17 protein-coding genes are annotated in these 22,717 nt (G+C 67.1%); 9 read left to right on the top strand and 8 right to left on the bottom strand.

Annotation, left to right across the window (positions count from 1 at the left end):
* Window position 1: 1 nt before the first annotated feature.
* On the bottom strand, window positions 2–1,480 hold the full coding sequence (dnaB, locus tag AWZ10_RS13300; RefSeq protein WP_046706380.1) for a replicative DNA helicase: 1,479 nt from the start codon (window positions 1,478–1,480) through the stop codon (window positions 2–4).
* Between the two features lie 449 nt (window positions 1,481–1,929).
* Between dnaB and AWZ10_RS13295 the strand changes: the two genes are divergently transcribed.
* The gene (locus AWZ10_RS13295) at window positions 1,930–3,276 is read left to right on the top strand and encodes an MATE family efflux transporter (RefSeq protein WP_046706381.1); all 1,347 of its coding nucleotides are present in this window, start codon (window positions 1,930–1,932) and stop codon (window positions 3,274–3,276) included.
* 185 nt (window positions 3,277–3,461) lie between these two features.
* Here AWZ10_RS13295 and rplI read toward each other — a convergent pair whose 3' ends face one another.
* The 4 genes from rplI to rpsF form a co-directional block, all read right to left on the bottom strand.
* Entirely contained in the window at window positions 3,462–3,908 is a 447-nt protein-coding gene (rplI, locus tag AWZ10_RS13290) for a 50S ribosomal protein L9 (RefSeq protein WP_037689617.1), read from the bottom strand.
* Window positions 3,909–3,925: 17 nt separating this feature from the next.
* The gene (gene rpsR, locus AWZ10_RS13285) at window positions 3,926–4,162 is read right to left on the bottom strand and encodes a 30S ribosomal protein S18 (RefSeq protein ID WP_003949403.1); all 237 of its coding nucleotides are present in this window, start codon (window positions 4,160–4,162) and stop codon (window positions 3,926–3,928) included.
* Window positions 4,163–4,244: 82 nt separating this feature from the next.
* The gene (locus AWZ10_RS13280) at window positions 4,245–4,745 is read right to left on the bottom strand and encodes a single-stranded DNA-binding protein (protein ID WP_060891148.1); all 501 of its coding nucleotides are present in this window, start codon (window positions 4,743–4,745) and stop codon (window positions 4,245–4,247) included.
* Window positions 4,746–4,822: 77 nt separating this feature from the next.
* Window positions 4,823–5,113: a 30S ribosomal protein S6 gene (rpsF, locus tag AWZ10_RS13275; RefSeq protein ID WP_005482942.1), complete on the bottom strand. Its 291-nt coding sequence runs from the start codon at window positions 5,111–5,113 to the stop codon at window positions 4,823–4,825.
* A gap of 263 nt (window positions 5,114–5,376) precedes the next feature.
* On the opposite strand from rpsF, the gene AWZ10_RS13270 reads away from it, so the two are divergent.
* The 3 genes from AWZ10_RS13270 to AWZ10_RS13260 all read left to right on the top strand — a co-directional run bounded on the left by AWZ10_RS13270 (window position 5,377) and on the right by AWZ10_RS13260 (window position 8,134).
* Entirely contained in the window at window positions 5,377–5,691 is a 315-nt protein-coding gene (locus AWZ10_RS13270) for a hypothetical protein (RefSeq protein WP_037689622.1), read from the top strand.
* Window positions 5,692–5,915: 224 nt separating this feature from the next.
* Window positions 5,916–7,037: a peptidoglycan bridge formation glycyltransferase FemX gene (gene femX / locus AWZ10_RS13265; protein WP_046706383.1), complete on the top strand. Its 1,122-nt coding sequence runs from the start codon at window positions 5,916–5,918 to the stop codon at window positions 7,035–7,037.
* A gap of 65 nt (window positions 7,038–7,102) precedes the next feature.
* On the top strand, window positions 7,103–8,134 hold the full coding sequence (locus AWZ10_RS13260; protein WP_060891147.1) for an alanine racemase: 1,032 nt from the start codon (window positions 7,103–7,105) through the stop codon (window positions 8,132–8,134).
* 119 nt (window positions 8,135–8,253) lie between these two features.
* On the opposite strand, the gene AWZ10_RS13255 is transcribed toward AWZ10_RS13260, so the two are convergent.
* Both AWZ10_RS13255 and AWZ10_RS13250 read right to left on the bottom strand, forming a co-directional pair.
* Window positions 8,254–9,753: a glycosyltransferase family 87 protein gene (locus AWZ10_RS13255; protein WP_046706384.1), complete on the bottom strand. Its 1,500-nt coding sequence runs from the start codon at window positions 9,751–9,753 to the stop codon at window positions 8,254–8,256.
* A 184-nt stretch (window positions 9,754–9,937) separates the two neighbouring features.
* Entirely contained in the window at window positions 9,938–12,589 is a 2,652-nt protein-coding gene (locus AWZ10_RS13250) for a transglycosylase domain-containing protein (RefSeq protein WP_199845964.1), read from the bottom strand.
* Between the two features lie 373 nt (window positions 12,590–12,962).
* On the opposite strand from AWZ10_RS13250, the gene AWZ10_RS13245 reads away from it, so the two are divergent.
* From AWZ10_RS13245 to AWZ10_RS13235, 3 genes are all read left to right on the top strand, one after another.
* Window positions 12,963–13,643, top strand: coding sequence for a PadR family transcriptional regulator (locus AWZ10_RS13245; RefSeq protein ID WP_046706386.1), 681 nt, complete (start codon window positions 12,963–12,965; stop codon window positions 13,641–13,643).
* A gap of 44 nt (window positions 13,644–13,687) precedes the next feature.
* The gene (locus tag AWZ10_RS13240; RefSeq protein WP_046706387.1) at window positions 13,688–14,770 is read left to right on the top strand and encodes an inositol-3-phosphate synthase; all 1,083 of its coding nucleotides are present in this window, start codon (window positions 13,688–13,690) and stop codon (window positions 14,768–14,770) included.
* A 78-nt stretch (window positions 14,771–14,848) separates the two neighbouring features.
* Entirely contained in the window at window positions 14,849–16,183 is a 1,335-nt protein-coding gene (locus AWZ10_RS13235) for an MFS transporter (protein WP_046706388.1), read from the top strand.
* 101 nt (window positions 16,184–16,284) lie between these two features.
* On the opposite strand, the gene AWZ10_RS13230 is transcribed toward AWZ10_RS13235, so the two are convergent.
* A complete protein-coding gene (locus AWZ10_RS13230; protein WP_046706389.1) occupies window positions 16,285–17,733 on the bottom strand; it encodes a CCA tRNA nucleotidyltransferase in 1,449 nt (482 codons plus the stop codon).
* 234 nt (window positions 17,734–17,967) lie between these two features.
* Here AWZ10_RS13230 and AWZ10_RS13225 point away from each other — a divergent pair, with 234 nt between their 5' ends.
* A complete protein-coding gene (locus tag AWZ10_RS13225) occupies window positions 17,968–20,379 on the top strand; it encodes a DUF6049 family protein (protein WP_046706390.1) in 2,412 nt (803 codons plus the stop codon).
* 47 nt (window positions 20,380–20,426) lie between these two features.
* Window positions 20,427–22,655 (top strand): murein biosynthesis integral membrane protein MurJ, encoded by a 2,229-nt coding sequence (murJ, locus tag AWZ10_RS13220; protein ID WP_060891146.1) that lies wholly within the window; start codon window positions 20,427–20,429, stop codon window positions 22,653–22,655.
* Window positions 22,656–22,717 lie beyond the last annotated feature (62 nt).

The following is a 22,717-nucleotide window of genomic DNA, read 5'->3' as shown; positions in this document are numbered from 1 at the left end:
GTCAGGTCTGTGCCATGTCCACGAACCGCGAGTAGTGGCCCTGGAAGGCGACCGTGATCGTGGCCGTCGGACCGTTACGGTGCTTGCCCACGATGATGTCGGCCTCGCCCGCGCGCGGCGACTCCTTCTCGTACGCGTCCTCGCGGTGCAGCAGGATCACCATGTCCGCGTCCTGCTCGATCGATCCCGACTCACGCAGGTCGGAGACCATGGGCTTCTTGTCCGTGCGCTGCTCAGGGCCACGGTTGAGCTGCGACAGTGCGATCACCGGCAGCTCGAGCTCCTTGGCCAGCAGCTTCAGGTTTCGCGACATGTCCGAGACTTCCTGCTGGCGACTCTCGGACCGCTTGCCGCCGGACTGCATGAGCTGCAGATAGTCGATGATGACGAGCTTCAGGTCGTTGCGCTGCTTCAGGCGTCGGCACTTGGCGCGGATCTCCATCATCGACAGGTTCGGGGAGTCGTCGATGAAGAGCGGTGCGGCCGAGACGTCCGGCATCCGGCGGGCCAGTCGCGTCCAGTCCTCGTCCGTCATCGTGCCGGAGCGCATGTGGTGCAGGGCCACGCGTGCCTCGGCCGACAGCAGACGCATCGCGATCTCGTTGCGCCCCATTTCGAGCGAGAAGATCACGCTCGGCATGTTGTGCTTGATCGAACAAGCGCGCGCGAAGTCCAGCGCCAGAGTGGACTTACCCATGGCGGGACGGGCCGCGATGATGATCATCTGGCCCGGATGCAGACCGTTGGTGAGCTGGTCGAGGTCGGTAAAGCCGGTCGGCACACCGGTCATCTCCCCCGACCGTGAACCGATCGCCTCGATCTCGTCGAGCGCGCCCTCCATGATGTCGCCGAGCGGCAGGTAGTCCTCGGTGGTGCGTTGCTCGGTGACCGCGAAGATTTCGGCCTGGGCTCTGTTGACGATCTCGTCCACGTCGTCGTCGGCCGCGTATCCCATCTGGGTGATGCGGGTACCGGCCTCGACCAGGCGGCGCAGGACGGCGCGCTCATGGACGATCTCCGCGTAGTACTCGGCGTTCGCCGCCGTCGGCACCGTCTGGACCAGGGTGTGCAGATACGAGGCGCCGCCGACCTTGGTGATCTCGCCACGCTTGGTGAGCTCGGCGGCGATGGTGATGGGGTCGGCGGGCTCTCCCTTGGCGTAGATGTCGAGAATCGCCTGGTAGATCGTCTCGTGCGCCGGCTTGTAGAAGTCGGGGCCCTTGAGGATCTCGACCACGTCGGCGATGGCGTCCTTGGACAGCAGCATGCCGCCGAGGACCGACTGCTCGGCATCGAGGTCCTGCGGTGGTACGCGTTCGAAGGCCGAACCTCCGCCGTCCCACTCCCCGTTGTCCCGGCCGCGGTCGTGCCGCTCGTCCCTGCTCTTCCCGCCCTCGTCGCGACGTCGGCGGGAAGAGGGCAGACGATCACTCGGCCCGCTGTCGGCCCACGGGTCGTCCAGGGGCTCGGAAATGCTCACCGAGCGACCTCCTCCCGTCCGCCGAGCGGACCTCGCCGTGCTTCTCATTTCTACGGCACGACACTGACAAATAAGAGGCCCAACTCCGTTTCTGGCGCGTCGGTTTTGCGAGGTTTTCGCGATCCGACGAGGAGCGGGCGCCGCACCACCGTAGGCCCGTCGGCACCGTCAGCCAATCTGGTTATCCACAGGCCATGTGGACGACGGCCCAGATGCTGTGGAGAACCCCACAAAACCTGTGTACGACTCGGTGGACAGGGCTGTGAACAAGACCTCGACTCTTCCGGCCAATACTTTCTGACCTGCACTTTTACCGTCCACTGGCTGTGCAGAAGAAAAACTTTCCCGACCGGATCAAGATCATCACACTCCATGCGCGAGAACACGGTCGACCGGGCACTGCGTAATAGTCACAAGCCCGTTGCATCTCTTACCTGTGGAAGATTAGATTGGTGGTCATGACACAGGCTTCCGCGCCCCGCAGGACCGCCCGGCGCCGACACGATCGCGAGATCATCACGCTGGCTGTTCCGGCCTTCGGCGCGCTCGTCGCCGAGCCGCTCTTCCTGATGGTCGACACCGCCATCGTCGGCCACCTCGGCACGGCACAACTGGCCGGTCTCGGCGTCGCTTCGGCCCTCCTCGTCACCGCGGTGAGCGTCTTCGTCTTCCTGGCCTACGCCACCACGGCCGCGGTCGCCCGACGCGTCGGAGCCGGAGATCTGCGGGCCGCCATCCGCCAGGGCATCGACGGCATCTGGCTCGCCCTGCTGCTGGGCGCGGCCGTCGTCGCTGTCGCCGTGCCCACGGCACCCACGCTCGTCGCCCTCTTCGGTACGTCGGACACCGCGACTCCCTATGCCACGACCTATCTGCGCATCTCGGCATTGGGCATCCCGGCCATGCTCGTCGTACTCGCCGCCACGGGTGTACTGCGAGGCCTCCAGGACACGAAGACGCCTCTGTACGTCGCCGTGGCGGGCTTCGTCGCCAACGGCGCCCTCAACGCAGGCCTTGTCTACGGCGCCGACCTGGGCATCGCGGGGTCCGCCTGGGGCACGGTCATCGCCCAGGTCGGCATGGCCGTCGCATACCTCTGGGTGGTGATCCATGGTGCCCGCAGACATGGCGCCTCATTGCGCCCGGACGCCGTCGGCATACGCGCCTCGGCTCAGGCAGGGGCGCCCCTGCTGGTCCGTACGCTCTCACTGCGAGCTGTCCTCATGATCGCCACGGCGGTCGCCGCCCGGCTCGGGGACAAGGACATCGCCGCACACCAGATCATCCTCGCGCTCTGGAGCCTGCTCGCCTTCGCTTTGGACGCAATCGCCATCGCAGGACAGGCCATCATCGGCCGTTACCTCGGCGCGGGCGACGCCCAGGGAGCCCGCGAGGCCTGCCGCCGGATGGTGCAGTGGGGGATCGCCACGGGTGCCGTACTCGGACTATTGGTGATCCTCGCTCGCCCCGTGTTCATCCCGCTCTTCACAGACGACCCGGCAGTGCAGGAAGCCGCACTCCCCGCTCTCATCGTCGTGGCGCTCGCCCAGCCGATCTCCGGGATCGTCTTCGTCCTCGACGGCGTACTCATGGGCGCCGGAGATGGACCTTACCTCGCCCGAGCCATGCTGCTGACCTTGGCGGTCTTCATCCCGGCCGCTCTGCTCGTCCCCACCTTCGGCGGTGGCCTGACCGCTCTCTGGGGGGCCATGACGCTCATGATGGCGACGCGCATGCTGACTCTCTGGCTGCGATCCCGTTCCGGCCTATGGGTCGTCACCGGAGCGACGCGCTGAGAGCAGAACTTGCACCCGGCGTTGTTTCACGTGAAACATCGCCCAGCTCGCCGTGTTTCACGTGAAACGTCGCTTCACCGACATCCTGAGTCGATCGACACCGATCAGCAAAGGGCCCGACAAGCATGTGGGGCCGCACCCTTCACAGGGTGCGGCCCCATACACCGCTTCAGCGAGCGCGACCCTTAGGCCGCGACGACCTCGATGTTGACCTTGGCGGCAACCTCGGGGTGCAGACGCACGGACGTCTCGTGGGCGCCCAGCGTCTTGATCGCAGAAGTCAGCTCGATGCGACGCTTGTCGACCTCGGGGCCACCAGAAGCCTTGATCGCGGAAGCGATGTCGGCCGGGGTGACGGAACCGAAGAGACGGCCGGCGTCGCCGGAGCGGACAGCCAGACGGACCTTGACGGCCTCGAGCTGGCCCTTGATCTGGTTGGCCTGCTCGATGGTCTGGATCTCGTGGATCTTGCGAGCACGACGGATCTGGTCGACGTCCTTCTCGCCACCCTTGGTCCAGCGGATTGCGAACTTCCGCGGGATCAGGTAGTTGCGAGCGTAGCCGTCCTTGACGTCGACGACGTCTCCTGCAGCGCCGAGGCCGGAGACCTCGTGAGTAAGGATGATCTTCATTATTCGGTCACCCTTCCTTAGCGCGCGGTGGACGTGTAGGGCAGCAGCGCCATCTCACGGCTGTTCTTGACGGCCGTGGCGACGTCACGCTGGTGCTGCGTGCAGTTGCCGGTCACGCGGCGGGCACGGATCTTGCCGCGGTCGGAAATGAACTTCCGCAGCATGTTCGTGTCCTTGTAGTCCACGTACGTGACCTTGTCCTTGCAAAAAGCGCAGACCTTCTTCTTAGGCTTGCGCACAGGCGGCTTCGCCATGGTGTTTCTCCTGTGTGATCAAGAAGTTTGGGGTACGGCCCCACCCTCGACCTCGAAGACCGGTGATCCGGCCTCGAAAGTCTTAGAAGGGGGGCTCGTCCGAGTAGCCGCCACCGCCGCCGGAGCTTCCGCCCCAGCCGCCACCACCCTGGCCGCCACCGTTACCGCCGCCACCGCCGCCACCGCCGCCGTAACCACCCTGGCCACCGCGGCCACCGCCGGCGGTCTTGGTGACCTTGGCCGTGGCACTGCGCAGGCTGGCGCCGACTTCCTCGACGTCCAGCTCGTAGACCGTGCGCTTGACGCCCTCACGGTCCTCGTAGGACCGCTGCTTCAGCCGGCCCTGCACGATGACGCGCATGCCTCGCTGGAGCGACTCGGCGACGTTCTCCGCCGCCTGACGCCAGACCGAGCAGGTCAGGAACAGGCTCTCGCCGTCCTTCCACTCGTTGGTCTGGCGGTCGAAGGTGCGGGGGGTGGACGCGACACGGAACTTCGCGACCGCCGCACCGGAAGGGGTGAAGCGCAGCTCGGGGTCGTCGACAAGATTGCCGACGACCGTGATGACGGTCTCGCCTGCCATGGGGGTACCTCTCGGCGGGTTTGCTGCTGGCTGCTAGTGCTGCTACTCGGATCCCGGGATCAGCTGAGCGGGAGAGCTCAGTGGGTCTCGGGGCGGAGGACCTTGGTCCGGAGGACCGACTCGTTCAGGTTCATCTGGCGGTCGAGCTCCTTGACGACCGCAGGCTCGGCCTGCAGGTCGATGACCGAGTAGATGCCCTCAGGCTTCTTCTTGATCTCGTACGAGAGACGACGACGGCCCCAGGTGTCGACCTTCTCGACCTTTCCGTTGCCCTCACGGACGACGGAGAGGAAGTTCTCGATCAGAGGAGCGACAGCGCGCTCCTCCAGATCGGGGTCGAGGATGACCATCACCTCGTAGTGACGCATGTAGAACCCACCTCCTTTGGACTCAGCGGCCACGGTCGTTCCGTGGCAGGAGGGTCGTGATGCGTACGCAACGGTATCGGCAGCCACTGACAATCGGAGTCCCCGCTGGGGATCCCTGTCATGGCTTGGGCAGACACCGGTGCAGACGCTACAGACTACCTGCACCCCCGCTTCCGGTTGAAATCCAGGGGTGGTGACCGTCAGTCTGTACACATCGGGTGTGTATGGCGCTACGATGCGCCGCCTTCCGCAGGAGGTGCCCTATGGCACAGACATTGCGACCCAACATCGCCGGCTCCCTGTTCGCCACCGACGACAAGCCCCACCCAGTACAGGACACCCTGCTGGCCGTGACGCTCGTACTCGGGGCGGTCTCCTTCATCACCGCGATGTTCCACCATCTGCACCTGCTCAGTTCCTGGGCAGGGTTGGTGGGGATTCTGACCGGCGCGTACGGGCAGTTCATCTCGGAGACGACCCGTGAGCGCTTCGGCCTGATCGTGGGTCTCGGTGCCTCGGCCGTCGGCTTCTTCCTCGGCATGGCCCATGGAGGACTCTTCGGCGGGGTCATCGGCTGACTCCGTACCCCCGGCCGCGCGGGCGGCGGACCGTACTTGTCGCTGTCCGCCGCCCTACATCGGACCAAGCGGCCGAATAGCACCACCTGGCGTCCCGGCCGCATACTGGCCGGGTCCCAGGTTCCATACGGCCATTCGAGGCGCCCGCAGGGCGCAGTAGGCTTCGGCGCAAGAGCCGGAGCCCCTGTACCCATGGGGACACACCAGCCCGAGGAGCGCCCTGAATGAGCCTGACCCTGAGGACGATCAGCCGTGAGCAGCATCTGGCGTACCTCCAGAGCCTGCCCGCGGCTAGCCACATGCAGGTCCCGGCCTGGGCCGACGTCAAGGCCGAGTGGCGCTCCGAGAGCCTCGGGTGGTTCGACGACAAGACCGGTGAGGTCGTCGGCGCCGGCCTGGTGCTGTACCGCCAACTGCCCAAGATCAAGCGCTATCTCGCCTATCTGCCCGAGGGCCCGGTCATCAACTGGTTCGCCCCGAACCTCACCGACTGGCTGGAGCCGATGCTCGCGCATCTGAAGCAGCAGGGCGCCTTCTCGGTGAAGATGGGCCCGCCGGTGATCATCCGGCGTTGGGAAGCCACCTCCATCAAGGCCGGCATCCAGAACCCGGACGTGAAGCGTCTGCGTGACATCGAGGCCGACTTCATCGAGCCACGCGCCTTCGAGGTCGCCGACAAACTGCGCCGCATGGGCTGGCAGCAGGGCGAGGACGGCGGGGCCGGCTTCGGTGACGTACAGCCCCGCTACGTCTACCAGGTACCGCTGGCCAACCGCTCCCTGGAAGAGGTTCACAGGAACTTCAACCAGCTGTGGCGCCGCAACATCAAGAAGGCCGAGAAGGCGGGTGTCGAGGTCGTCCAGGGCGGTTACCAGGACCTGGAGGAGTGGCAGCGGCTGTACGAGATCACGGCCCTGCGCGACCGCTTCCGGCCCCGCCCGCTGTCGTACTTCCAGCGTATGTGGACGGCCCTCAACAACGAGGACCCCAACCGCATGCGGCTCTACTTCGCCCGGCACAACGGCGTGAACCTGTCCGCCGCGACCATGCTGGTCGTCGGCGGGCACGTCTGGTACTCCTACGGTGCCTCGGACAACATCGGCCGTGAGGTCCGGCCCTCGAACGCGATGCAGTGGCGCATGCTGCGCGACGCCTACGCTCTCGGCGCGACCGTCTACGACCTGCGCGGCATCTCCGACTCGCTGGACGAGACGGATCACCTCTTCGGCCTGATCCAGTTCAAGGTGGGCACGGGCGGGCAGGCCGCCGAATACCTCGGTGAGTGGGACTTCCCGCTGAACAAACTGCTCCACAAGGCGCTCGACATCTACATGTCGCGCCGCTGACGCCCCCGTTTTTGCTTCCATACCTCTGATACACCGCAGCCACGAGAAAGGTTCCGGGACCGTCCATGGCGCTCACGCTGTACGTCGACACCGCGCGCTGGCGGGCACACCACAAGCATGTTCAGGAGCAGTTCCCGGGACTCGTCCCCGTCTGCAAGGGCAACGGCTACGGCTTCGGGCACGAGAAGCTGGCGGAAGAGGCCACGCGCCTCGGGTCGGACATCCTCGCCGTCGGCACCACCTACGAGGCCGCCCGGATCAAGGACTGGTTCAGCGGCGACCTGCTGGTGCTGACGCCCTACCGGCGCGCTGAGGAGCCCGTACCCCTACCCGACCGCGTCATCCGTTCCGTGTCGTCGGTCGACGGCGTGTACGGGCTCGTGGGCGCGCGTGTCGTCATCGAGGTCATGTCCTCGATGAAGCGGCACGGAGTGAGCGAGCAGGAACTGCCCCAGCTCCACGCGGCCATAGAGAACGTGCGCCTGGAGGGCTTCGCCATCCACCTGCCGCTGGACCGCACCGACGGCTCGGACGCCGTCGAGGAGGCCATCGGCTGGATGGACCGCCTGCGCGCGGCCCGCCTGCCGCTGCACACCATGTTCGTGAGCCACCTCAAGTCCGAGGACCTCATCCGCCTCCAGCAGCAGTTCCCGCAGACCCGTTTCAGGGCCCGCATCGGCACGCGGCTGTGGCTGGGCGACCACGAGGCGACCGAGTACCGCGGGGCCGTGCTGGACGTGACCCGCGTCGCCAAGGGCGACCGCTTCGGTTACCGGCAGCAGAAGGCGGCCTCCGACGGCTTCCTGGTCGTCGTGGCGGGCGGTACGTCGCACGGGGTGGGTCTGGAGGCACCGAAGGCGCTGCACGGCGTCATGCCGCGCGCCAAGGGCGTCGCACGGGCAGGCCTCGCCACGGTCAACCGGAACCTTTCTCCGTTCGTCTGGGGCGGCAAGCAGCGCTGGTTCGCCGAGCCGCCGCACATGCAGGTGTCGATCCTCTTCGTGCCGTCGGACGCCCCGGAGCCGAAGGTCGGCGAGGAACTGGTGGCCCATCTGCGGCACACCACCACGCAGTTCGACCGGATCGTCGACCGCTGAGCCCCTCCCTCCCGGGAGGCGAGGGAACGAATCGCCGGGATCATCCGCAGGTAACGCGGAAGGCCGGACACGAGGTCTCGTGTCCGGCCTTCCGCGTTACCTGCCCGCACTCTGTTCGCTCAGGGCGAACTGTTTCCCGGGTCGTGGCTTCCCCACTCCACCTGTGTCCCTTCGAAGTGCATCGCGTGCCGCGGGGGATGGGCCGCCGCGCCGTACACATGAACGTCCTCCGCGCCGTCGAGCACTCCACCGGAGGGATCGTCATCGCCCGCCCGGCGCACCGTGTCGCGCTCGGGCATGAAGATGTCCCGCACGACGAGGACGCACAGGTACAGCGTCCCCAACAGGTGCGCCATGATGGCGAGTTGGTAGCCCTCGGCAGGCAGACCCTTGTGGGCGTCCCCGCTGGTCGTGTACGCGAGGTACATCCAGATCCCCAGGAAGTACGTCACTTCGCACGCCTGCCAGATGAGGAAGTCCCGCCAGCGGGGCCGGGCCAGCGCGGCGAGGGGGACCAGCCAGAGCACGTACTGCGGCGAGTAGACCTTGTTGGTGAGGATGAAGGCCGCGACGATCAGGAAGGCGAGTTGCGCGAAGCGCGGGCGGCGCGGTGCGGTCAGTGTGAGCACGACGATGCCCGCGCAGACGAGCACCATCGAGACCATCGCATACGCGTTCGCGGTCTCGGCCGTGATCTGGATGTTCATCCGTTGCGCGACGACGAGGAAGAAGGAGCCGAAGTCGACGCCGCGTTCCTGGCTGAAGCGGTAGAACTTCGCCCATCCGTCGGGGGCCAGGAGCATCACCGGGATGTTCACCGCGAGCCAGGCCCCGACAGTGCCGAGCAGGGCGGTCACGAACGCGCGCCACTTGCCCGCCCGCCAGCACAGCACGAAGAGCGGTCCGAGCACCAGGAACGGATAGAACTTGGCGGCTGTGGCGAGTCCGATCAGCACACCGAAGGCGAGAGGCCTCCCGCGCGACCACATCAGCATCGCGGCGGCCAACAGAGCCACGGCGAGCAGGTCCCAGTTGATGGTGGCGGTCAGCGCGAAAGCGGGCGCCAGGGCCACGAGAAGGCCGTCCCAGGGACGTCGGCGATGAATGCGCGCGCAGCAGACAGCGATGACCGCCGCGCACGCCATCAGCATCCCGGCGTTGACCATCCAGTACCACTGCTCTTGTTCCTGGATAGTGCCGCTGCCCGGGGTGAGCCAGGCGGCGACCTCCATGAACACTCCGGTCAGCACCGGGTACTCGAGGTACTCCATGTCGCCGGGGATCTTGTCGAAGTACGGCACGAGCCCGTCGGCGAAGCCACGCCCCTGGTAGAGGTGGGGGATATCCGAGTAGCAGGCGTGCGTGTACTGGGAACTGGCCCCGAAGAACCAGGCGCCGTCGTAGCAGGGCAGCTTCTGCACCATGCCGAGCGCGAACATGCCGATCGCCACGAGCGCCACGACCCGTACCGGCGTCCACCAGGACGTGCCGAGCAGCGCCCGTCGCCCGATCGGGCCGCCGATCAGCTCACTGCCGGTCGAAGCGACCTCGTCCTCCTTGGTCGGCCGCACGGGCTCCGGCTCGTCCACGCTCACTCGCGTCGTCTCTGCACTGGGCATGCCGCACATCCTGCCGTACGCGCCTGGGAATACGCCGAGGGCCTCCGCATCCCGTCGGGTGCGACAGCCCATGTTTCACGTGAAACACGCCCTGCCCGGGTCCCACAGGAACGGCAAGGGCCACCGCACCTGACCGGTGGGGTGGCCCTTGTTTCACGTGAAACACATTCTGCCGAGCGGGGAGCTACCCTTCGGGGCCTCCGAAGAGGCCCCCGTTCTGATTGCCTCTCGTATCGTCCTCCGACTCCGTCGGGGTCGGGGTCACCCCACCAACGGTTCCACCGGCGTCCGTACCGCCCGTGTCCGTCTCACCCGTGTCCTCACAGGTGGGGTCGAACGGGTTGCGGCAGGTCTCGCTGGGCGACGGCGACGGCAGGATCTCGCTCTCGGTCGGCGTCGGGCTCGGCTCGGGGCTCTCCTCCTCGGACTCGGTCGGCGTCGGGGTCGGCGTCGGGTCCGGGTCGTCGTTCACGATCACACCGATCGGCTGGGGCTCAGGGAAGTCCACAGCCGGCTCGCCCTTGAGCGCGTCCTCCATGTAGTCGTGCCAGATCTCGGCCGGGAACGACGCACCGTGGATCGTCTCCTGGCCACCCGTGCCGTACATCTCCAGGAACTTGCGGTTCTTGTTCGACTCGTCGTCGTCCATGCGGTACATGCTGATCGCGGTCGACAACTGCGGGGTGTACCCGACGAACCAGGCCGACTTGTTGCCGTCGGTGGTACCGGTCTTGCCCGCCACCTCACGTCCGGTGAGCTGGGCCGACGTACCGGTTCCCTCGTCGACGACGGTCTTGAGGACGTCGGTGACGTTGTCGGCGACCTCCGACGTGAAGGCCCGCTTGGGATCGGCGATGTCGTCGTGGTCGAACCTCGTCAGACCCTCGTACTCGACCGTCTTCACCGAGAACGGGTCGCTCTGCTTGCCGCTGGCCGCGAAGGTCGCGTAGGAGCCCGCCATACGGATCGCGCTGGGGTCGGAGATACCGATCGAGAAGGACGGGAAGCTGGTGCCGGCCAGGCTGCTCTCCTTGAGACCTGCCTCGATGGCCGCTTCCTTCACCCGGTCCAGACCCACGTCCATGCCCAGCTGCACGAAGGCCGAGTTCGCCGAGACCCGCATCGCCTCACGGAGGTCGATCTGGTACTTCGGCGCGCTGCCGTACGACGCGTCATCGTCGTTGGCCTGCAGCCACTCCTCACCCTTCTCGTTGGTCCAGACCTGTCCGTCGTAGTCCTTGATCTTGAGGTTGTTCTTGCCGCTGTAAAGGCTCTTCGGCGAGACGATGGTGCGCTCGTCCTGCGCCTGGTCCCCATCGAGGTCGGGGTCGCGCTTGCCCCAGGTCATGGCTGCCGCGAGGACGTACGTCTTGAACGTCGAACCGACCTGCGCACCGGTGACATCGGCGTTGTTGGTGAAGTGCTTGGTGGCGTCCTCACCGCCGTAGATCGCCTCGATGGCACCCGACTTCGGATTCACCGACGCGCCGCCGAACTGGACATGAGTGTCGGTCTGCGGGCGCAGGTCGGGCTTGATGTTCTCCTTGCGGACCTTCGCCACGGCCTTCTCGAGTTCCTTGACCTTGCTCTTGTCGAAGGTCGTGTGGATCTCGTAGCCGCCCTGTTCGAGCTGCTTCTGACTGATGTCCGTGTTGTTGAGGATGTAGCCCTTGGCCGTGTCGACGAGGTAGCCGATCTGGCCCCCCAGCTGGGCGTTCGACCGAGGGCTTTGAATCTTCGGGAAGTCGGGGTACTTGGCCCGCTCGGCCGCGGACAGGTGCTTGTCCCTGACCATCTCGTCGAGGATCCAGCGCCAGCGCTCCGTGGCTCGCTTACGGTTGTTCTCCGGCGAGGCCTCCGGGTCGATCGACGGCGCGCCGGCCGGGTCGTAGTACGTGGCGCCCTTGAGGACCGCGGCGAGGAAGGCGCACTGGCTCGGATCGAGCTCGTCGGCGTCCTCGCCGAAATACGTGCGGGCGGCCGCCTGAATGCCATACGCACCACGTCCGTAGTACGCGGTGTTCAGGTACCCCCGCATGATGTCTTCCTTCTCGACCGAGGTGCCCACCTTGACCGAGATGAAGAGCTCCTTGACCTTCCGCGACAGGGTCTGCGACTGGTCGTCGAGCATGGCGTTCTTCACGTACTGCTGGGTGATGGTCGAACCACCCTGCGTCTGACCACCCTTGGCCATGTTGACGACGGCTCGGGCGATACCCATCGGGTCGACGCCGCTGTCGGTCTCGAACGTCTTGTTCTCGGCCGACATGACGGCGTAGCGCATCTCCTTGGGGATCTTCTCGTACGCGATGATCTGGCGGTTGACCTCACCGCCCGTCGCGACCATCTGAGTGCCGTCCGACCAGTAGTAGACGTTGTTCTGCGCCGTCGCGGCCTCGGCCGGGTCGGGAACCGCCACGACCGCGTATCCGATGCCGGCCGCCGCCACCAGGCTTCCGAAGAACCCGATGAACAGCCCGGTCACCTGGCGCCACGACGGCACCCAGCGCATCGCCCCGTACTTGCCGGCACGCGGGTAGTCGATAAAGCGCTTCTTCCCCGGCGGAGCCGCGCGCCCACGGCCACGGCCGGGTCCACGCCCTGTGGGTTCGGCAGCTCTACGGCGGCCGCCGACGTCGGTACTTCTCTGAGACGACCGTTGAGTGCCACGGCCCTCGTACTGGGTCTCCTCATCTCCCGCGCCATAGGTGTCGGAAAGTGACCCGGTGGCGCCCCGCGGTGCCGCGCGGCGGCCGGCGGACGCCGACTGGCCGCGTCGGGCCGCGGCACGTCCGCCTCCCTGCGGCTGCGGCGGTTTGCGACGGTGCTCGCTCATCGAACGACTACTCCTCGGGCAGGCGCACCCGTGCGCGCCTGGAAACGGCGGCTGGTTTCCGGTCCCCCCGAAGTACGGATGCGGCCCTGTTGCCATTCATCCGTACCGCACCCAGGACGCCGACGTGCTCAAACGTCACTCGGCTCCCAGTGGTGTGCATGCCGCACAGACTACGCACCGCCAAAACCCACTGGGCACCGAACTTCATCCCAAATCAGGCAACTTGCTTCCTACTAATCAGTGATGTGACCCCGTTCACCGGATCCCCACTTGTCGCATCCGTAGGGGCGTTCTATCGTCTGGATGTATCGAGTCGATACATCAGCTCGGCATAAAACGTGTCGGCAGGGCCAGCGGGAGAGGGGAGGCGACGATGAGCCGGCGCTCCGGGATACTCGAGTTCGCTGTCCTCGGCCTGCTCCGCGAAGCCCCGATGCACGGCTATGAGCTGCGCAAACGACTCAACACGTCGTTGGGTGTGTTCCGTGCGTTCAGCTACGGGACGCTCTACCCCTGCCTCAAGACGCTGGTCGCGAACGGCTGGTTGATCGAGGAATCGGGTGGTACCCCGGAAGATGCTGCCGCCGTCCCGCTCACGGGCCGCCGCGCCAAGATCGTCTACCGGTTGACGGCGGAAGGTAAGGAGCACTTCGAGGAGCTGCTCTCGCAGACGGGTCCGGACGCCTACGAGGACGAGCACTTCGCTGCTCGCTTCGCGTTCTTCGGGCAGACCTCCCGTGATGTGCGCATGCGCGTCCTGGAGGGCCGTCGCAGCCGTTTGGAGGAACGGCTGGAGAAGATGCGTGCCTCTCTGGCACGCACCCGCGAGCGCCTCGACGACTACACGCTCGAGCTCCAGCGCCACGGGATGGAGTCCGTGGAGCGCGAAGTGCGCTGGCTGAACGAGCTCATCGAGAGCGAGCGGGCAGGTCGGGACCTGAAGGGTCCCGACCACGGAAAACCCGCTCGCGACACCACAGAGGGAGCGCCGGGCGCCCTGCCCCGGCCCGGGGACACCCCCGGGCCGGAAGCGCCCGGCGACACCACCACGTGAGGTCCCTGCCAGGACCTCACTCGTACACACAGGGAGCAACCGGAATGGGTTCGGTTCGCGTAGCCGTCGTCGGTGTGGGCAACTGCGCCGCGTCGCTGGTGCAGGGAGTCGAGTACTACAAGGACGCCGACCCGGCGTCGAGGGTCCCGGGCCTCATGCACGTGCAGTTCGGTGACTACCACGTCCGTGACGTGGAGTTCGTCGCGGCCTTCGATGTCGACGCCAAGAAGGTCGGTCTCGACCTCGCGGACGCCATCGGCGCCTCCGAGAACAACACCATCAAGATCTGTGACGTGCCCGCCACAGGTGTGCCCGTGCAGCGCGGCCACACCCTCGACGGCCTCGGCAAGTACTACCGCGAGACCATTGAGGAGTCCGCCGACACCCCGGTCGACGTGGTCCAGGTCCTCAAGGACAAGCAGGTCGACGTTCTCGTCTGCTACCTGCCCGTCGGTTCCGAGGACGCGGCGAAGTTCTACGCCCAGTGCGCCATCGACGCCAAGGTCGCCTTCGTCAACGCCCTTCCGGTCTTCATCGCCGGCACCAAGGAGTGGGCGGACAAGTTCGTCGAGGCGGGCGTCCCGATCGTCGGTGACGACATCAAGTCGCAGGTCGGGGCCACCATCACGCACCGCGTCATGGCGAAGCTGTTCGAGGACCGCGGCGTGGTCCTGGACCGCACGATGCAGCTGAACGTCGGCGGCAACATGGACTTCAAGAACATGCTCGAGCGCGACCGCCTGGAGTCCAAGAAGATCTCGAAGACGCAGGCCGTCACCTCCCAGATCCGTGACCGTGAACTCGGCGCCGACAACGTCCACATCGGCCCGTCCGACTACGTGGCCTGGCTCGACGACCGCAAGTGGGCGTACGTCCGCCTCGAGGGCCGCGCGTTCGGTGACGTCCCGCTGAACCTGGAGTACAAGCTCGAGGTCTGGGACTCCCCGAACTCCGCCGGTGTCATCATCGACGCCGTGCGCGCCGCGAAGATCGCCAAGGACCGCGGTATCGGCGGCCCGATCCTGTCGGCGTCCTCGTACTTCATGAAGTCCCCGCCGGTGCAGTACTTCGACGACGAGGCCCGAGAGAACGTCGAGAAGTTCATCAAGGGCGAGGTCGAGCGCTGACCAGGCGCTAGTAGTGGGCTGTTGAGGGTCTCCGGGTCATGCGCCCGGGGGCCCTCCCCGTATGTGAGGCTGTGCCCCATGTCCGTCGTGCGCGACCTGCGTGTCCTGCTCCGCCTCCGAGACTTCCGGCATCTGCTGGCCGTACGGCTGCTGTCCCAGGGAGCCGACGGCGTCTATCAGGTCGCGCTCGCCACGTACGTCGTGTTCTCCCCCGAGAAGCAGACCTCGGCGGCCGCGATCGCCTCGGCCATGGCGGTCCTGCTCCTGCCGTACTCCCTCGTCGGCCCCTTCGCGGGCGTCCTGCTGGACCGCTGGCGACGTCGCCAGGTGCTGCTGTACGGAAACCTGCTGCGCGCCCTGCTGGCGTGTGTGACAGCAGTCCTGATCCTGAGCCACGTGCCCGACTGGCTCTTCTACGTCTCCGCTCTGTGCGTCACCGCGGTCAACCGCTTCGTGCTGGCGGGGCTCTCCGCCGCACTGCCCCGCGTGGTGGACGCCGACCGCCTGGTCGTCGCCAACTCGCTCTCCCCGACGGCCGGAACGCTCGCCGCGACCGCCGGCGGCGGACTCGCCTTCGTCGTTCGGCTGGTGGTCTCGGACTCCGACGCGGCGGTCGTCCTCCTCGGCTCGGCCCTGTACCTGTGCGCGGCCCTGGCCTCGCTGCGTATCGCCCGAGAGCTGCTCGGCCCGGAACCGGAGTTGGTGCAGCCTCGACTGTGGGTGGCGCTCGCCGGGACCGCACGGGGCCTTGCGGCGGGCGTACAGCATCTTGCCGAACCGGGGCGGCGTACGGCTGCCTGGGCGTTGGCCTCGATGACGCTGATGCGGTTCTGCTACGGCGCCCTGACCGTCATGGTGCTCATGCTCTGCCGGTATGCCTGGTCGTCCGACAGTTCCGGGGCGCCCGACTCCGAGCAGGGGTTGGCCCTCCTCGGTCTCGCCGTGGGGATCTCGGGAGCGGGGTTCTTCGCCGCTGCGGTGATCACGCCCTGGGCAGCGGTGCGGTTGGGGCCGGGCCTCTGGATCGTCACCTGCTCCGCTGCCGCCGCCCTGCTGGAACCGGCCCTCGGCCTGCCGTTCGCTGAAGCGCCCCTGTTGATCGCGGCGTTCGTCCTGGGTCTGATCACCCAGGGAGCGAAGATCTCCACGGACACAATCGTCCAGTCCTCTGTCGACGACGGCTACCGGGGCCGGATCTTCTCCCTCTACGACGTCCTGTTCAACGTCGCCTTCGTCGGCGCCGCCGCCGTGGCCGCTCTGATGCTCCCTCCGGACGGCCGCTCAGCCGCTCTGGTGATCACCGTGGCCGTGATCTACGGACTGACCGCTGCGGTCATGGCCCGCTTCGGGGTGGCAAGGCAGCAACGATGCGGGGGCCACGATGTTTCACGTGAAACATCACCCCCTCGGTGACCACAGCCCTTGCGGACTCCCAGGACAGCAGCGCGGTGCGATGTTTCACGTGAAACATCGCACCGCGCTGCTGTCCTGGACAGGCAGCTGCCCACCTGTCGTCAAGAAGCCCGCGACGTCTGGGCCCACCAATCCTTGAGTGCTGTCACGGCCTCACCGTGTTCCATCGGCCCGTTCTCCAAGCGCAGTTCCAGCAGGAACTTGTACGCCTGCCCGATCACCGGCCCGGGTCCGACGCTCAAGATCTCCATGATCTGGTTGCCGTCGAGGTCCGGGCGGATGGCGTCCAGTTCCTCCTGCTCCTGGAGCTGGGCAATGCGCTCCTCCAGGCCGTCGTACGCGCGAGACAGGGCGTTCGCCTTGCGCTTGTTCCGCGTCGTGCAATCGGAACGGGTCAGCTTGTGGAGCCGCTCCAGGAGCGGGCCGGCATCGCGTACGTAGCGGCGGACGGCTGAGTCCGTCCAGTCACCCATTCCATACCCGTGGAAGCGCAGGTGGAGTTCGACCAGACGCGAGACATCCTTGACGAGTTCGTTGGAGTACTTGAGGGCGGTCATGCGCTTCTTGGTCATCTTGGCGCCCACCACCTCGTGGTGGTGGAAGGAGACCCTGCCGTCCGTCTCGAATCGACGAGTGCGGGGCTTGCCGATGTCGTGCAGCAGAGCAGCGAGCCGCAGAGTGAGGTCCGGTCCGCCGTCCTCGAGCGCGATCGCCTGCTCCAGCACGATCAGCGTGTGGTCGTAGACGTCCTTGTGCCGATGGTGCTCGTCCCGTTCCAGCCGCAACGCCGGCAGCTCGGGCAGGACGTACTCGGCGAGGCCGGTGTCGACCAGCAGGCTCAGTCCCTCGCGGGGGTGGGCGGAAAGGATCAGCTTGTTCAGCTCGTCCCGTACCCGCTCCGCCGAGACGATCTCGAGACGGCCGGCCATGCCGGTCATCGCCGAGACGACCTCGGGGGCCACCTCGAAGTCCAACTGCGCGGCGAAACGCGCGGCACGCATCATGCGCAGCGGATCATCGGAAAAGGAGTCCTCAGGAGTGCCGGGGGTACGCAGTACGCGTGCCGAGAGGTCCCCAAGCCCACCATGGGGGTCGATGAACTCCTTCTCGGGGAGGGCCACCGCCATCGCGTTCACGGTGAAGTCGCGGCGTACGAGATCTTCCTCGATCGAGTCGCCGTACGACACCTCGGGCTTGCGCGAGGTCCGGTCGTACGCCTCTGACCGGTAGGTCGTGACCTCGATCTGGTAGCCGTCCTTCTGTGCCCCCACCGTGCCGAAGGCGATCCCGACCTCCCAGACGGCGTCCGCCCAGGGGCGCACGATCTTCAGCACGTCCTCGGGGCGGGCGTCCGTCGTGAAGTCCAGATCGTTGCCGAGCCGGCCGAGCAACGCGTCCCTGACCGAACCGCCGACCAGGGCGAGCGAGAACCCGGCCTTCTGGAATCGGCGGGCGAGGTCGTCGGCGACCGGGGACACCCGCAGCAGTTCACTCACCGCGCGGCGCTGCACCTGGCTCAGGGCACTGATGTCTTCGTTGGCGTTCGGCACAACAGAAAAGGGTACGTGGCGCCAGTGGCAGCGGTCGCCTCCATTGAACGTGCACAAGGGCTTCGCGCAGGTGACCCCCTCACCGACCCACTTGATACCTGCACATACGGGGACAGCCCGGCCTAGCCCCCGATCTTGTGGAGCGGACCGCGGCACTTCCCCTCAGCGCGCATCGTTACCATGCGTGGACGCACATTCCGACGACCACTGACACGACGAGGGACGGGCGAGCGCGTGGCCGAGGCGGCAGACTTCCAGGGGACGAGTCCCTCACCTGCCCGCCGGTGGCTGCTGCGCACCGGAGCGCTGTTCGCCGGGGCACCCCTGCTGGCCGGTCTGGTTCAGCTGCCCACGGCCCCGTCCGCGGAGGCGGCGCCGAAAGCCTCGCTGACCGAGGCCACGGGGTCGAACACCGTCGAGGTCTCCCTGGACTCGCTCAGCCCCAGCGTGCCCACCGACGGCGACACGGTCACCGTCTCCGGCACGGTCACGAACAAGGGCAAGCAGACGGTCACGGACGCCCACGTGGGCCTGCGTGTGGCCTCAGGGGCCGTGACGGGCCGCTCGGCCATCGACGACGCGGCCAAACGCACCGGCTTCGACCAGTTCACCGACGGGACGGAGGTCGGCGGGAAGTATGTGGAGAAGTTTCCCGAGCTCGCCTCCGGTGTGGCCCAGCCTTTCACCATCTCGGTACCCGTCAAGGAGCTGGATCTCGGCTCGGACGGTGTCTATCAGCTGGGTGTCTCGCTGTCGGGCAAGACCGCTGCCGCTCAGTACGACCAGGTCCTCGGTATCCAGCGCACCTTCCTGCCGTGGCAGCCCGACGAGGCGGGTGCCAAGACGAAGACGACGTACCTCTGGCCGCTGATCTCCACCACCCACCTGACGGCCGAGACCGGACCCGGTGAGCAGCAGACGCCCGTCTTCCTCAACGACGACCTGGCCAAGGAGATCTCGGCAGGCGGACGCCTGGAGCAGATGCTGACGCTGGGCAAGGACCTGGACATCACCTGGGTGATCGATCCGGATCTGCTGGCATCGGTAGTCGCAATGACGGGAAGCTACCAGGTCCGGAGTAACGGAACCCCCATCGCGGGCAAGAACCAGGCCCTCGCCAAGGAGTGGCTGGCGGAGTTGGAGACGGCGGTCCAGGGCGAGGAGGTGATCGCTCTCCCCTTCGCCGACCCCGACCTCGCTTCGTTGGCCCACAACGGAAAGACGATCACAGGCTCCCTCAGTCGACTCAAGGGCGCCACCGATGTGGCCTCGGACACCGTCCAGAACATCCTTCGGGTGGTACCCGACACGGACTTCGCCTGGCCCGTCAACGGCGCCGTCGACCCGTCGATCGTCAAGGTCGCCATCTCCGCCGGCGCCGACAAGGTGATCGCCCGCAGCGACAGCCTGCAGGAGAGCAGCAGTCTGTCCTACACGCCCAACGCCGCCCGACCCATCGGCGGCGGCACCACGGCCGTGGTCGCGGACGCCCGGCTGTCGACGGCGTTCCAGGGCGACATGACGAAGGCCGAGAGTTCCACGCTGGCTGTGCAGAGATTCCTCGCCCAGAGCCTGGTGACGGACCTCCAGAACAACAAGCAGCGCAGCATCGTGATCACCCCGCAGCGCATGCCGTCGGCGAGCCAGGCGCAGACGATGGCGCAGGCACTGACGGCGCTCCAGGGGGGAAACTGGTCGCAGCCCCAGGAGCTGTCCGACGCCGCCGCCGCGAAGCCCGACCCGGACGCCAACACCAGGATCCCGTCGGCCTCGGCGTACCCCAAGTCTCTGCGGAAGCAGGCGCTGCCGAAGTCGGCATTCGAGGAGATCCACGCCACCCAGGCCGACCTCGACCGCTTCAAGGTGATCCTCTCCGACCAGTCCCGCGTGGTCACGCCGTTCGGCAGGACCATGGACCGGGAGATGTCCACGTCCTGGCGGGGCCGCTCCATGGATGCGGCGGTCTATCGCAACGACGTGCAGTCGTACCTCAACTCGCTCACCGGCCAGGTCCGGCTGATCGAGAAGTCCGAGACGAAGCTCTCGGGCCGCAGCGCGACGATCCCCGTGACCGTGCAGAACAACCTCGTGCAGGGTGTCGACAACCTGACCCTGCGCCTCACGTCGCAGGCGCCGAAGCGCCTGAAGATCGGTATCAAGGACTTCGACGAGCAGTCCGTCGACATCTCCGGCGGGCACAGCGAGTCGGTGAAGTTCACCACCAACGCCGAGGCCAACGGCAAGGCCGATGTCGTCGCCCAGCTCTACACGGCGGACGGCGAGAAGTATGGTGACGAGGTCAGATTCACTGTGAACGTGACCGAGATCACGCCCACGGTCATGCTGGTCATCGCCGGTGGCGTCCTGCTCCTCGTCCTCGCCGGATTCCGGATGTACACGCAGCGCAAGCGCGCCACTGCCCTGCAGCCGGCAGAGGAAGCCTCGACGGACGACGACGATCCGTCGGAAAGCGTCCCGACGGACGAGGACGCGAACGCCGAAGCGGTCTCAGCCGTACACACTGCCGAAGAGCAGTCCCCGGCGAAGTCCGGGTCAGATGAGCCGGAGCACCCGAGTGACCCGGCACCGGACACCGCTCCGGAAAGTGCCGACCCCTCCGGCACGGGTGAGAGAGTGGACCGTTGAGCGACTGTCGTGGCCGGTTGGCCCGGGGACGATGAGGTGGGGTAGCCATGAACGCGCCGTACGACGGTGACCGCGGCCAGGGCGCGGCCGACTCGGGGTATCCCGACGGCCGGCAGCCCGGGCCGGGCCAGGTACCGCCGCAGCCTCCCGCGGACATGTACCTCCAGGACGCCTACGACCAGGACCCCTACCGCGCGCGCGATCTCGCCGCCCAGGACCCGGTGGCCGAGGCGCTCTACGACCGTGCCGCGCACCCGCCGCCCGCTCCGGGCACCTACCAGCCGCAGCAGCCGCTCTACTCGCAGCCGTCGGCGCCTCAGTACGCGCCCGACCCGCGTGTGTGGGCCCAGACGCCCGCGCCCGAGCCCGAAGGGCCGACCCGCCATCTGCCGTACGGCGACGACGCGCGTACGACCCAGTTCGTGGGCGTGGACGACCTGGTGACCCAGGCCGGCGAGGAACGCCACGAACCGGACGCGTTCGCCCATCTCTTCCGCGACCAGCAGCAGGGTGGCGCCCCCATGGGGCAGCCCTCCGTTCCCGGGCCGGCCACCGCCCCGTCACCCGGTCCCGGCCGCCCGGCGTACCAGGAGCCCACCCCCACCCCCACCCCCGCTCCGGCACCTACGCCTCCGGCGAAGAAGGGCGGGCGGGCCTCCGGCCTGCTGAAGTCGAGCGCCGTGATGGCGGCAGGCACCATGGTGTCGCGCCTCACCGGCTTCATCCGCTCGGCGATGATCGTCTCTGCGCTCGGCCTCGCCCTTCTCGGTGAGTCCTTCCAGGTCGCCTACCAGCTGCCGACGATGATCTACATCCTGACCATCGGCGGTGGTCTCAACTCCGTCTTCGTGCCGCAGCTCGTCCGCGCCATGAAGGACGACGACGACGGCGGAGAGGCGTACGCCAACAGGCTGCTGACCCTGGTCATGGTGATCCTGGGCCTCCTCACCGCGCTTGCCATGTTCGCCGCACCACTGCTCGTCCGCGCGCTGTCGACACCCCTCGCCAACGACGCCGACGCCAACGACGTTGCTGTCACCTTCACCCGGTACTTCCTGCCCTCGATCTTCTTCATGGGCATCCACGTGGTGATGGGACAGATCCTCAACGCCCGTGGCCGCTTCGGCGCGATGATGTGGACCCCGGTCCTCAACAACATCGTCATCATCGTCACCCTCGGCGCGTTCCTCTGGGTCTACGGCAGCGCGGCAGACTCCGGTATGACGGTCGAGAGCATCCCGCCGGAGGGCGAGCGGCTGCTCGGTATCGGCATCCTCCTGGGCCTCGTGGTCCAAGCCCTGGCGATGATCCCGTACCTGCGGGAGACCGGGTTCCGGATGCGGCTGCGTTTCGACTGGAAGGGCCACGGTCTCGGCAAGGCCGCGATGCTGGCCAAGTGGACGATCCTGTTCGTGCTCGCCAACCAGGCGGGCGCCCTCGTCGTCACCCAGCTGGCGACCGCAGCGGTCACTGAGACGAAGATCGCCGGAACCGGTTTCAGCGCCTACGCCAACGCCCAGCTCATCTGGGGCCTGCCGCAGGCCATCATCACCGTCTCGCTCATGGCCGCCCTCCTGCCGCGCATCTCGCGCTCGGCCGCCGAGGACGACACGGGCGCCGTTCGTGACGACATCTCACAGGGGCTGCGCACCACGGCGGTGGCCATCGTGCCGATCGCCTTCGGCTTCGTCGCACTCGGCATCCCGATGTGCACGCTGATCTTCGGCTCCTCCGGCACCGGCGCGGCCACGAACATGGGCTTCATGCTGATGGCCTTCGGGCTCGGCCTGATCCCGTACTCCGTGCAGTACGTCGTCCTCCGCGCCTTCTACGCGTACGAGGACACCCGGACCCCGTTCTACAACACGGTCATCGTGGCCGCCGTCAACGCGAGCGCCTCCGCGGTCTGCTTCTTCGTGATCCCGGCCCGCTGGGCCGTGGTCGGTATGGCGGCCTCGTACGGCCTGGCGTACATGATCGGTGTCGGCGTCGCATGGCGTCGCCTCAAGAAGCGGCTGGGGGGCGACCTGGACGGATCCAAGGTCATGCGGACGTACGCGCGGCTGTCCATCGCCTCGCTGCCCGCGGCGCTGCTCAGCGGCGCCGCCTGCTACGGCATCAGCCGAACCCTGGGACAGGGCGTCGGCGGCTCGATGCTCGCACTCGTAGGGGGAGGAATCGTTCTGCTCGGTGTCTTCTTCGTCGCCGCGCGACGCATGCGCATCGAAGAACTCAACTCGATGGTCGGCATGGTTCGCGGACGGCTGGGGCGCTGAGGCTGGGGTACGCGCACAACCATCGTCCGCCGCCGCGTGTCGCTCATAGCGGCGGACTGTGG

Origin of the sequence: Streptomyces europaeiscabiei (genome assembly GCF_001550375.1) — a bacterium.
In the GTDB taxonomy this organism is placed as follows: domain Bacteria; phylum Actinomycetota; class Actinomycetes; order Streptomycetales; family Streptomycetaceae; genus Streptomyces; species Streptomyces europaeiscabiei.
The sequence above is the reverse complement of the archived record's forward strand: the minus strand, read 5'-3'. Positions and strand labels throughout refer to the sequence as shown.

Coding starts and splice junctions, on each gene's coding strand:
- AWZ10_RS13255 (WP_046706384.1), bottom strand. CDS start 9,753: ATGCCCAGTGCAGAGACGACGCGAGTGAGCGTGGACGAGCCGGAGCCC.
- AWZ10_RS13260 (WP_060891147.1), top strand. CDS start 7,103: ATGGCGCTCACGCTGTACGTCGACACCGCGCGCTGGCGGGCACACCAC.
- AWZ10_RS13245 (WP_046706386.1), top strand. CDS start 12,963: ATGAGCCGGCGCTCCGGGATACTCGAGTTCGCTGTCCTCGGCCTGCTC.
- AWZ10_RS13250 (WP_199845964.1), bottom strand. CDS start 12,589: ATGAGCGAGCACCGTCGCAAACCGCCGCAGCCGCAGGGAGGCGGACGT.
- femX (WP_046706383.1), top strand. CDS start 5,916: ATGAGCCTGACCCTGAGGACGATCAGCCGTGAGCAGCATCTGGCGTAC.
- AWZ10_RS13240 (WP_046706387.1), top strand. CDS start 13,688: ATGGGTTCGGTTCGCGTAGCCGTCGTCGGTGTGGGCAACTGCGCCGCG.
- AWZ10_RS13280 (WP_060891148.1), bottom strand. CDS start 4,745: ATGGCAGGCGAGACCGTCATCACGGTCGTCGGCAATCTTGTCGACGAC.
- AWZ10_RS13270 (WP_037689622.1), top strand. CDS start 5,377: ATGGCACAGACATTGCGACCCAACATCGCCGGCTCCCTGTTCGCCACC.
- rpsF (WP_005482942.1), bottom strand. CDS start 5,113: ATGCGTCACTACGAGGTGATGGTCATCCTCGACCCCGATCTGGAGGAG.
- rpsR (WP_003949403.1), bottom strand. CDS start 4,162: ATGGCGAAGCCGCCTGTGCGCAAGCCTAAGAAGAAGGTCTGCGCTTTT.
- AWZ10_RS13235 (WP_046706388.1), top strand. CDS start 14,849: ATGTCCGTCGTGCGCGACCTGCGTGTCCTGCTCCGCCTCCGAGACTTC.
- murJ (WP_060891146.1), top strand. CDS start 20,427: ATGAACGCGCCGTACGACGGTGACCGCGGCCAGGGCGCGGCCGACTCG.
- rplI (WP_037689617.1), bottom strand. CDS start 3,908: ATGAAGATCATCCTTACTCACGAGGTCTCCGGCCTCGGCGCTGCAGGA.